Origin of the sequence: Roseofilum reptotaenium CS-1145 (genome assembly GCF_028330985.1) — a bacterium.
Lineage (GTDB): Bacteria > Cyanobacteriota > Cyanobacteriia > Cyanobacteriales > Desertifilaceae > Roseofilum > Roseofilum reptotaenium.
The window spans coordinates 1-11,395 of the sequence record NZ_JAQMUE010000097.1 but is presented as its reverse complement, the minus strand read 5'-3'; the positions used below and the strand labels follow the sequence as shown (position 1 = coordinate 11,395).

The following is an 11,395-nucleotide window of genomic DNA, read 5'->3' as shown; positions in this document are numbered from 1 at the left end:
TCGCTTCTTTCCCTTATCATCTTGATTAACTTTAGCTTTTCTCCCGAAGGAGTCTGGCTTCAGTTGATTAACTAACGAGGGTCTAACTCATTTAGCTTAGGCTTTCAAACTATAGAATTTTCTAGGTTCGGCGGCTTCAGTAGGGAGTCAGCTCTGCGCTGCTGCCCTCTCAAGCACAAATACGAATATAACCAATCCTCCTAGGGCTTGTCAACCCCTTTTTTGAAAAAACTTCAAATCCTTTTGACCCCAAACGCTACAGCCTATGCAGGGTAAGACTTGACAAGATTTGAGGTTTTTGGGATTTTGGCCAAAACTGGTGATTTGTAGTGAGGATAGGGAGTTAGTTATGAGTTCAACTGTATTGATGCCTGTTGAGATTGCTTTGGATGGTTGGTTAAAAGATTGGTTGATAGAGGATATTGGTCGGGGCGATCGCACAACCCAAGGATTAAGTCTTCAGTCCCATCATGTTATTGAGGGTCGCTGGACGGCAAAAGCAACGGGTACAGTGGCAGGCTTACCGATCGCCAATCGAGTTTTCCAACTCCTAGATACCAATACTCGTCTGATACCTCTACTCTCAGAGGGAGAATCCTGTAGTCCAGGACAAGTGATCGCCGAACTCAACGGATCATTAGCAGCTTTGCTAATGGGGGAACGAGTCGCCCTAAACTTGGCAATGCGGCTGAGTGGTATTGCCACAGCCACCCGTGAGTATGTAGAGCAGATTGCTAACTTACCCACTCAATTTGTAGATACTCGTAAAACAACACCCGGCTTAAGAATCTTAGAAAAATATGCCTCTCAAGTTGGGGGAGCAGTGAATCATCGCATGGGACTTGATGATGCTGTGATGATCAAAGATAACCATATCGCTGTAGCGGGGGGAATTGGAGAGGCGATCGCCCAAATTCGTCAACAGATGCCTTACCCTCTTACCATAGAGGTTGAAACCGAAACCCTTGAACAAGTCCAAGAAGCCCTTCAACACCAAGCCGATATCATCATGCTTGATAATATGGGTCTTGAACAGATGACAGAAGCTGTGAAAATCATCCGCCAAGCTTCCGATCGCGTCAAAATTGAAGCCTCTGGCAATGTCACTCTAGATACTATTCGAGCGATCGCCAAAACCGGAGTAGACTATATTTCCAGCAGTGCTCCTATTACGCGATCGCCCTGGCTAGACTTAAGTATGAAATTAGGGTAAGGTCATCACTTGCCATCCACCATTACGACTATGAACTCAACCTTAGATAGCCTCAGAACCCAATTTTCCACCGCCCTCGTTGCTGCATTTGGGGATGATTTTGCCCATACCGATCCTCTCGTCTTTATTGCCAGCGATCCTCAATTTGGAGATTACCAGTGTAATTTAGGTCTCTCCCTAGCCAAAAAACTTAAACAAAAACCCCAAGATATTGCCCAAACCCTAATCAATCATCTGGACTTGGGAGAAGCCTATGAAACTCCCGAAATTGCCAAACAAGGATTTATAAATCTTAGGCTGAAACCCAGTTACTTAGAGCAGCAAGTGGCTCAACTGCAATCCGATCCTCGCCTAGGAATGGCTTCTATTGCTGAACCACAAACCGTGATTGTGGATTTCTCCAGTCCGAATATTGCTAAAGAAATGCATGTCGGACATTTACGCTCTACAATTATTGGGGATTCTATTGCTCGGATTTTAGAATTTCGGGGTCACAAAGTTGTGCGCCTCAATCATGTAGGTGATTGGGGAACTCAATTTGGGATGTTAATCACGTATCTTCAAGAAGCTTATCCAGAAGCACTAATTACTGCTAATGCTTTAGAGTTAGGCGATTTAGTAGCCTTTTATAAACAAGCCAAAAAACGTTTTGACGAAGACGAAGTGTTTAAAGAGACCTCACGCCAAGCAGTTGTGAAACTACAAAGTAAGGATGAACAGAGCTATAAAGCTTGGAAATTATTGTGTGAGCAATCTCGGCAAGAATTTCAGGTTATTTATGATTGGCTGGATATTCAGCTTACGGAACGGGGAGAATCCTTTTACAATGACTTGCTCCCTGATGTGGTTAAAGATTTAGAAGAGTTGGGATTACTGGAAGAAAATGAGGGCGCAAGTTGTGTTTTTCTAGACGGATTTACCAATCAAGACGGCGATCCGCTCCCATTGATTGTGAAAAAATCAGATGGGGGCTATAACTATGCCACCACAGATTTAGCTGCGCTACAGTATCGGATTAAACAAGACGGGGGCGATCGCCTCATTTATGTAACGGATGTGGGGCAAGCCAATCATTTTGCCCAGGTTTTCCAAGTCGCGCAACGTGCGGGTTGGCTACCAGATGACGTAGAAGTGATTCATGTTCCCTTTGGATTAGTGCAAAATAAAGACGGTAAAAAATACAAAACTCGTGAAGGAGAAACGGTTAGATTACGGGATTTATTAGACGAAGCCATTCGCAGAGCGCATCAAGATTTAGACAAAAGACTAATCGCAGAAGAGCGCACCGAAACAGAAGAATTCAAGCAAAATGTCGCTCAAGTCATAGGATTGAGTTCGGTAAAATATGCCGATCTCAGTCAAAATCGCACCAGTAATTACCGCTTTAGCTATGACAAAATGTTATCGCTTAAAGGTAACACTGCCCCCTATCTGCTTTACGCCTATGTACGAGTACAAGGGATTAGTCGTCAAGGGGGTATTGATTTAGAACACTTGCCCCAAGAAGCGACGGTAAAATTGACGGAAACGGCAGAACTTACCTTAGCCAGATTCTTGCTGAAAATGAATGATATGATTGCACAAGTCGAGCAAGATTTACTGCCGAATCGCCTGTGCAGTTACTTGTTTGAAGTCAGTCAAAAGTTCAATCAGTTTTACGATCAATGTCCAGTTTTGAAAGCTGAAGAACCTCACAAGACTTCGCGCTTGGTTTTAGCCAACTTAACTGCCAAGACGCTCAAGTTAGGATTATCCTTGTTAGGGATATCGGTACTAGAGCGGATGTAGAGCGATGAAATGGCAGGTGTTAGGAATGGAGGCTTTTAAGAGTTCTTCCATTACCTATTACCCAATTACCGCGCGAAGCGCTGTATTGTTCAAGCAGCGCCTTTCTTCAAAGCTGCCACTAACTGTTGCAACTGCTTTTGATTAAATGAAGCTCTCAAAACTTGAGCGACTGCTTGAGGTTCTAGACGAATCGCTACTCGTTTAGCGATCGCAGATTCAGCCAAATTCGCTAACTCGCTAGAAGGTTTGACCTCTTGAGTGCGTCCCGCATTAATTAACTCGGCTGCTATTTTGAGTTCCTTAATCACCAAAGGTGCTAAAACCTCATAGGAGGCTTTAGGATTACCAATTGCAGTTTGAGCTGTTTCCACCAAACTCATCCATTCCGCAGACTGTTCATCTAAATTGAAAAGTCCAGCACAAATTTCCTCTAACTGTTGGCGGTTGGTGGGGGTGGTTGGCTGCTTAAAGACTTGCAACATTTCTCGCAAAACGCGGGTCACTTGGTGCGGGAAATCGGAACTGTTGGATACTGGTGCAGGAGCAGGAGTAGGGGATTTCTTGGCAGGGGGAGGAGCCACTTCTTCGGCAATACCTGGACCTCCACTGTTGAGACTTTCTAGATGAGCTTGGAGTTGAACAAATCGAGGTTCAGCTTCATCTAGAATCGTTTTGGCTTCATCATCCCGAAGTCCAAAAGGCCCTTGAACTCGTTCGAGTAAGTCTCGTAGGACATCAAAGCCACTGAGAAACAAATTTTCCAGTTTGTGATCTACTGGAATTTGAGGATTTTCTTTCAGAATCTTAAAACTATCTTCAAGGCGATGGGAAGTTTTCTGAATACTGGTAAATCCTAACATCGCAGCTCCCCCCTTAACCGAGTGAGCGGCTCGGAATAACTCATTGAGACTTTCTTGGTCTTTCATCGCGGCCTGAAGGCCTAACAGTCCTTGTTCAATGGTATCGAGATGCTCTTTAGCTTCTTCGAGAAAATAACCAATAATTTGCGAATTATCCGTCATCGCGATCGCCCCCAAAACAGTCGAATCAGTCTGAAGTCGTCCAATATGGTATTTCCATGTTACCAAGTCAGTGTACAATCGAGCCAAAACTATTCAGGATGCAATCGTTTGCCCCCCTAAGAACCCATGACTGATACTGCCCTCGATCAATTTTGGCATCTCGTTAGTAATGCATTAACCCTCAACCCTGAAGCCTTTGAACTGATCAACACCTTACTGTTAGGGGGCAGTGTTGCCCTGATTGTGGTTTTAGCAGCGGGGATGGCTCAGGCGATCGGTCAATCGATTGTTCTGTATATTAATCAAGTTAAACCCATTCGCTTTGGGTTTAGTTTAACCTGTGCCGCCATTTTATTTGCGATCGCCTATGGATTCTGGGCCCTAAGTGTCTGGTTTGTCGGAAATATCTTATTTAACCTCAACACCCAATTTGGGGATGTTGCCCGCATTATTGGACTCAGCTACGCTCCTCAAATGCTGGGCTTCCTCGTGGCCATCCCTTATCTGGGTGTACCAATAGGGGTTATTCTCTCCATTTGGAGTTTCTTAGCTGTCATTGTCAGCTTTGAAGTATTAACCCAACTCGACACCTGGGCAGCCTTTAGCTGTGCTGCTTTAGGATGGGTATTTCTACAACTGTGCCAGCGTACCATTGGTCGGCCCATTACAGCCTTGGGACATTGGCTGATGAATACTGTCGCTGGAACCCAACTGGTTTTCAGTAAAGCAGAACTTGAAGAACAGGTGAATGCTGGATATCAAGGAAATCAAAGTCGGCAAAAACCCGCTTGGGTCAAAGAAAAAGCGCAAGCCCAAACTGGACGTTCTTCCCTTCCTGGCTCTGTCAAAATCGTCATTGCCGTCTTGATCGGCATGATCCTTGCTTTCCTCTTTTCCCCGTCATCCTATCAAGGCTTAGGAAATTGGTATGCATCCTTAACTAAAACCCTCGATCTGATTGTAGATCTGAGCTTGATTAGCTCACTCGCGCTCCTGTTTGCCATTGTCCTTACTCCAGTAGAAAGCCTGGGATGGTGGGCTGGATGGTATGGAGATGAAGACTTGAGCTATCCAGGTGAACCGGTTCGTCAAGCCTCCAGTTCTACCCAAATTTCCCGCTACGTCATCTACTTAGATGGGATTTCCCAAGGAAGCCACGAATACTTACCCGATGTAGAACTGCTGCTTAATCGTCTAGCGGATGCCGTTCCTGACAATATTCTGATCGTCAAAGGAATTATTCCCTATTCAGTAACCAATCGTCCCTTAACTGAAGACCGACCCTTAGCTTTCTTGTGGCGCATTATTGATTCGATCAAACTGAAAGCACCGGATCATCCGATTGGCTTTATTATCAATATCCGTAATATGATTGCGGTTGCTGTGGCAGCCGATCCTCGTTATGGCCCGATTCAAAACCAAGGCCTAGCTCAAGTTCTATTCGAGAGTCTCATTAATTTTGGCTACCAAGTGGAGAGCCAAACCCCAATTACATTAATTGGCTATAGCGGTGGCGGACAGATGTCTATGGCTTCTGTCTCCTATCTCTATCGAGCGACAGGAGCACCCATCGAAGTAATTTCCCTCGCTGGCGTGATCAGTGGGAATACAGGAGCGATGGATGTTGAACACCTCTATCATCTAGTGGGTGAAAATGATAGCGTTGAACGCTTAGGGCCACTTTGCTTTCCTGGACGCTGGCCCATTAAGGTGAACTCCAACTGGAATCAGGCTAAACGTCGCGGCAAAATTAGCTTAATTAATCTGGGGCCTGTAGGTCATGATGGGCCAACTGGGCCGTTAGATGATTATACGTTCCTACCAGATGGGCGTAGTTACATGGATCAAACGGTGGATTTAATGACCGGTATCCTCTTGGAAGATTGGACAATGGGCGTTAATCCCCACGAACTAGCGATCAGTAACTATCAGCGCTATCGCAGTGTTTTGTTTAATCAACCAGAAAGTTATCCGTTCTATTACCCAATTGAGCAAACGATTAATCCAAGATTGTATAAACCGGTAGGGACTTGGATGGGACGGTTACTACTGCCAAAATCGAATCAACGTCAGCGTCTGCGTGGGGTTTTGTTTGAAGTTCACCATACGGATGAGCGATATCAATATTTAGTGGGTCAGGTGATCAATTTGCGCTGGAGTGACGATCCGGCCGATACTGCCTTGATACAAGAAGTTACTAAAGATGTGCATTTTGTCGATCAGGTGCAGGTGAGTAAACAAGAGGGAAATGTGCATCCCGATCGCCTAAATCATTGGTTAGCCGTTACTCCTTTGGAATCTTTGGCTGGTGCCAGACCGGTAAATGATGTGCTGGTGAAGTTAGCAGGGCCTGTGATTGTCCTAGAAGAGGTGGGATTACGACCGACCTTGGTGATTCGTCGGGAACCAGTACAAATCTCCGGTCGCTTCCAAGGATTAGTCACCATTTTGGGCCCTTTAGGAGATGATCGCTTCCAGGTGCGCCATTATAATCCTCAGTCCAGACACTTTGATGGGGTAGAGGAACCGGTATATATTCCTTCTGTGGTGGCCGATAGCAATGGGGTATTTCCTTCTACTAATTATCAGCTTGAACAGTCTCCGGTGAATCCCCAGGGATGGCGAATTACAGGAATGAAAAACGAGCAGGGAGAATTTGTGGTTCTCTCCCTTGCTCCAGCGAGTTTGTTTGGGGTGACTCCGGATCAGATGATTGAAGGGAAACGGGATACCCAACGCTATATTGACCGAGACTGTTGGGCTAATTTAGCAGCGAAAAAAGGTACGATTTCCAAAGTGCTATTAGTGAATGACCCCAATCAAGCTAGTTTAAACAATCGCGGTATTTACGCGGGCGATCGCCTCTTACTCATTCATATGTATGGTGGCATTGGCGGCCAAAAGGCGGAATTTGCACCAATGGGGATTTTCTTCGGTCATTTTTCCTATGGAATTGCCCATGTAGTCGAAGATCCATTTACAGGTTCGCTGAAATTTGAGATTGAATATCGGCAAATCTATACCCATAATACTGATGGCATCATTGCCGGTTCTTTGTCTTGGGAACGCTATAGTGGCGATCGCCAATGGGGATGGATGGGATGTCGTCCGATTGGGGATACGTTGATTAAGTTTAGTCCGTTAACAGATGACTATAATTTTGATGGTCTACGCTTTTCGGTTCTTGACAATATCATCCTTGAATTAGACATTATGGCGGCTCGTTACCGTATCGGGGATGGTACAGGTACCACGTTTGTCACGCCGATTAATTCCTGCGTTCAAGATTCTTCCCAAGCCTTATATCGGGCGATTGAACGGACAGTGGAGCAATTTCAGGCTAATCCAGAAATTCAACGGTGGTTAGAAGCGAATCCCAATCACGAGCAAACCCAACGGTTTGAGCAGCTCGTTGAATTGGGGCCACACTTAAGGCAACAATTGGCACCTTTAAGGATTGTACGGGAAGATTGGCAATCGGATGATGCAACGCTGGGACAATTTGCGATCGAGCAACCGGCAAAAATGATTTATAGCACGTTAGCCAGTTGGCGTTCTTTATTACCGAAACTCGCCCATGATGTGGTAACGAAAACATTTTTGGATCAAGGAGCAGTCTGTTGGATGCTACGCACAAATCAAGTAGGAGGCTTTGATCCGGATATTGAACCAGTTGCCCCCACAGATTTTGGCTTGGGATAATCATCCCTTTTCTACCGGAGGATCTCTTGTGACCTCAGCGACTCTGTGCGAACTTTTTCCCTTGTTGTTGCTCTTCGGAGTCGCTGAGGTGTGGAGACCTTTGCAAACAGTTATTCTAGAGTTCGTAGATCATCCCATCCTCTTTGGAGGGCTACAGCTCTTGAGAGTAGTTCACTCATCTCTATGATTCTTTTTCCAGATTTTATATTATTAATTGAACTGACTTCCCAGAGCTTAATGTTGCCATCTGCTCCGCCACTGACTAAAAGATCGCCTTTGGGACTAAAGGCAAGGGATAGGACTTCACCCTGATGATCTCGGAGTAAGCCTATAACTTCTTGGGTTTCTAGGTTCCAGATTTGAATGGTGCGATCGCCGCCACCACTGGCTAAAATCTTACCATCGGGACTCACTGCTAAGGCTCTGACTTCTCCCGGATGCAGTAGAGTCAGTTGTACAGTTCCTGAAGCTAAGTCACGGATGAATATTTGGCTACTTTGGCCGACAATAAACCGTTGATTATCGGGCATAAAGACTAAGGCTCCCACAGCGGAGTGAGTAACTCTTGGCAACATCTTATCCTGAAGATTTACCAAATTCACTTGATAGAGATTGCCTGTATCTGTACCGGCAATTAAGGTTTTCTGATCGGGACTGAGGGCTAAACGGTTTACCCATCCGGTTTCCCAGGCAAAGGTTAAGCGGCGAAAGCCATTATATAAGTCCCATAATTTGACCGTGCGATCGCGGCTGCCTGTGGCTAAAATATTATATTGACTACTAATTGCCAAGGTCACTACTCCTTGCAATCCTTCCTCAGGTTTAATTTGCCATTGTTGGTTATTCGTAAGATCCCACAGCTTCAAGCCATTATCGCTACGACTGGCACTAGCTAAGAGTTTGCCATCTGGACTGAGGGCGATTTCACTGACGGCATAGGAACCGCGCTGATCCTGATGAGCTTCCAGGGTTTGGGTTGGATTTCCACTCGGTAATTCCCACAGTCTAACCGTACCTTCCATACCATTACTTGCTAAAACTTGACCATTGGGACTAATGGCGATCGCGGTAATGGGTTCTTTCTGTGAATCAATGGTATGTAGACGATGAATATGCAGATTTCCTTGCTTGAGTTCCAGTTTCTGGGGGGCGCGAAACCCCATTTCGCCGATCCGGGTTTGATTCCCATACCAAACCCCGGCTACCGCTAAACTTAAGACAAAAACTCCTGCCAATAGAGGATGCAAAGAAGGTCGCCGTTGATCCCGCCAAGAGGCTTGCATCACCGGAATTGTACCTCCTCCTGTATTCTGAGGATAACCGGACGTGGAGGGAGGGAGTGGCGTAAAATTAGACCATCCTGGAGCTGTTGAAGGCGCATTAGAGACCCGATTATATCCCCAATGATGGGAAGGTGCTGGTTGAATGGGAATCTTCTTGCGGTTTACCGGTTTGAGGTGCAGTCCTCGCTGTACCGCGCCTTGAGAGGGAAAAGGATCGCGACCCTTTAATCGTTGAGTGCGATCGCACCAAGGACAGCGATCCAAATGACTGCCATAGCGATGCTGATCGTTTTTACTACAGGTAATTAAATCCCGTTCTGCATCCTGGAGCGCCAACTGCCATACCTTGGCATCCGGTCGCACATGGGGATTATCAAACCCCTCCTCAAAGCAGCGCCGAAACAACACTTGCAGTTTGGGATGTAACAGAGTAAATGGGGGAGATACGGGCATGGGGGTTAAGGGAACCGATCGCCTGCCATGGGGAAAATAACCCTGAGCAATGCGTTGGGCGATCGCCGGGGGATCTCCTGGTAATTTATACACCCCGGCAAAGGGATGGGTTCCCTCCATCAATAACTGAAAAATCAACACTGCTAATCCAAAACAATCTTGTTCTGGAGTCCGGTCTAAATTGCCAAATGCTTGACCTTGTAACTCTGGAGGCGTAAATTCTGGCTTCCCGACTGGACAGCGATAAACTTCTTTCGTTTCTGGATGTTTTACCTGAATGGAGTCCATATCCACCAGCGTAATTAGGGTCGTTTCCGTGACCAAAATATTCGATTCATTGATATCTCCAATCACATAACCCCGCTCGTGCAAACTCTTCAGAGCGCCCGCCAAATTTCTCGCGGTTCGATGTAAACGGGAATATTCAAACCAAGGCCATTGGGTGCGTCGAGTTTTGGGATTATATAAATCAATAATGGGTCGCATTTCACTAATGCGCGGCATCAGAAATCCCACCACCTGTTGCTTCTGATTGAATAGCAAGTCTTCTGGCCAAGCGAAAGAAAGATGATTTTGGTTCGCCGTGGGATTATTGGGCGGATTTTCTAACATGGCCGTTAACTTGAGACCATATTCCGGTTTGAGTTTATGATAAACCTTGGCCACCAGGGTCTGATCTTCGCTGATTCCGTAGACTTTAGCTTCACCACCAACCCCTAATTCTGTGGCCGCTTGTAAATCTATCCATTGTTGATTTGATTGGCGTTGAAGCTTCATAATCCGTTTATCTTAAGAAAAGGAAAAATAATCAATCATTAATGGTTAATTATTAATTGACTTCAGGCTACCTAAAACCATAGTCAGGTCGTCATCTGTCCGTTCCGTAATACGCGGATGAGAGAGAAAACCCTGAAGTTCACTCTCGGCTGCTTGAGAATCCTCCATTTGATCGACAAACCGAAACAGAGGAGTAAAGAACGGAGCATGGGGCGTACCTTCTGGTAATTTTAAGGCTAATCGTTGTAGACCATCCGAGAAGAGGGCAAAATGGGCAATTTCTCCTTCCCAAACCTTAATTTGGGCGCTTTCTAAGGCGTTGGGAGAAATTAAAAATGTGGTTTCATTCGCATATTCTCCGTTTTCCGGCTGGGTCAGTGCAGTAATATGGCCTTGACGATCGCCAATCACCACAGCTCCATCTCCTATCTGTGCTACAGCCACCTCCTGGGAACTGGCAACCAAAATTAACAAAGTAGTTGCTAACTGACGCACCTCTACATCACGGGTTAAGCTTTCAGCGGCGATCGCATTTTGGGCATGTTCCAAAACCTCTCCCAGCAGAGCTTCCCAACAGACTTCTGACTGTTCTGCCGCTAATCGATCCCATTGGCGCTTAATCTGCTCTACCGCAGTTCTCGTCGCCACTTGCGCTCCCACATCCGACAACGATGCCGAACCTGCCCCATCTGCCACGGCTGCCACCACCAGTCCTGGCCCTAGAATATCCCAAGCATGGGCATCTTGGCAGGGTTGTCCTCGCTTTTGATGACTCGTTCCTAAAACCGAACTGGCGATCGCTTGCCACCCATTCAAAGGGGATAAGATATGGTCAGGATCGTGGGGAATGGGGGTTTGCAGATCTCCAGAAAGGGTACTCATGGTCATCGCTTGGTTCAGTTTTGGATAGTTACCCCTAATTCTGTCACTCTCAAGGCAGGGAAGCAATAACTAAATAATGAGTTATAGCGGTTTGCACTGCGATCGCGCTCTCCCTAAAACTGGAGTATAAAAGAGCTCAAGGGGTGACAAGGTAGCTCAAAGGTCGCTATGGCGACCTTTTTCGGTGGTATTTTGCTGAAAAGATCAACTGAAAGCTGGCGAACGCTAAAAGAGGTAAAGTGGTCGGGTAGAGACCACCAAAAATGTAAATGTTC

The 11,395-nt window shown here is 46.0% G+C and carries 6 protein-coding genes; 3 read left to right on the top strand and 3 right to left on the bottom strand.

Features of this window, described 5'->3' with window-relative positions:
* Positions 1 to 349: 349 nt before the first annotated feature.
* Positions 350 to 1,213, top strand: a complete 864-nt coding sequence (nadC, locus tag PN466_RS21625) for a carboxylating nicotinate-nucleotide diphosphorylase (RefSeq protein WP_271943826.1) — start codon at positions 350 to 352, stop codon at positions 1,211 to 1,213.
* Between the two features lie 30 nt (positions 1,214 to 1,243).
* On the top strand, positions 1,244 to 3,001 hold the full coding sequence (gene argS / locus PN466_RS21620) for an arginine--tRNA ligase (protein WP_271943823.1): 1,758 nt from the start codon (positions 1,244 to 1,246) through the stop codon (positions 2,999 to 3,001).
* An 89-nt stretch (positions 3,002 to 3,090) separates the two neighbouring features.
* On the opposite strand, the gene PN466_RS21615 is transcribed toward argS, so the two are convergent.
* Complete coding sequence (locus PN466_RS21615; RefSeq protein WP_271943820.1) at positions 3,091 to 4,110, bottom strand: Hpt domain-containing protein; 1,020 nt, start codon at positions 4,108 to 4,110, stop codon at positions 3,091 to 3,093.
* A gap of 39 nt (positions 4,111 to 4,149) precedes the next feature.
* On the opposite strand from PN466_RS21615, the gene PN466_RS21610 reads away from it, so the two are divergent.
* Positions 4,150 to 7,725 (top strand): Yip1 family protein, encoded by a 3,576-nt coding sequence (locus tag PN466_RS21610; protein WP_271943818.1) that lies wholly within the window; start codon positions 4,150 to 4,152, stop codon positions 7,723 to 7,725.
* 110 nt (positions 7,726 to 7,835) lie between these two features.
* Here the strand turns inward: PN466_RS21610 and PN466_RS21605 are convergent, their stop codons facing one another.
* Positions 7,836 to 10,238 (bottom strand): protein kinase domain-containing protein, encoded by a 2,403-nt coding sequence (locus tag PN466_RS21605; protein WP_271943815.1) that lies wholly within the window; start codon positions 10,236 to 10,238, stop codon positions 7,836 to 7,838.
* A 45-nt stretch (positions 10,239 to 10,283) separates the two neighbouring features.
* Entirely contained in the window at positions 10,284 to 11,120 is an 837-nt protein-coding gene (locus PN466_RS21600; protein WP_271943812.1) for a PP2C family serine/threonine-protein phosphatase, read from the bottom strand.
* Positions 11,121 to 11,395 lie beyond the last annotated feature (275 nt).

What these genes read in the sequence shown, in the direction of transcription:
- nadC (WP_271943826.1), top strand. Translation starts at nt 350, where the DNA reads ATGAGTTCAACTGTATTGATGCCTGTTGAGATTGCTTTGGATGGTTGG.
- argS (WP_271943823.1), top strand. Translation starts at nt 1,244, where the DNA reads ATGAACTCAACCTTAGATAGCCTCAGAACCCAATTTTCCACCGCCCTC.
- PN466_RS21610 (WP_271943818.1), top strand. Translation starts at nt 4,150, where the DNA reads ATGACTGATACTGCCCTCGATCAATTTTGGCATCTCGTTAGTAATGCA.
- PN466_RS21605 (WP_271943815.1), bottom strand. Translation starts at nt 10,238, where the DNA reads ATGAAGCTTCAACGCCAATCAAATCAACAATGGATAGATTTACAAGCG.
- PN466_RS21600 (WP_271943812.1), bottom strand. Translation starts at nt 11,120, where the DNA reads ATGAGTACCCTTTCTGGAGATCTGCAAACCCCCATTCCCCACGATCCT.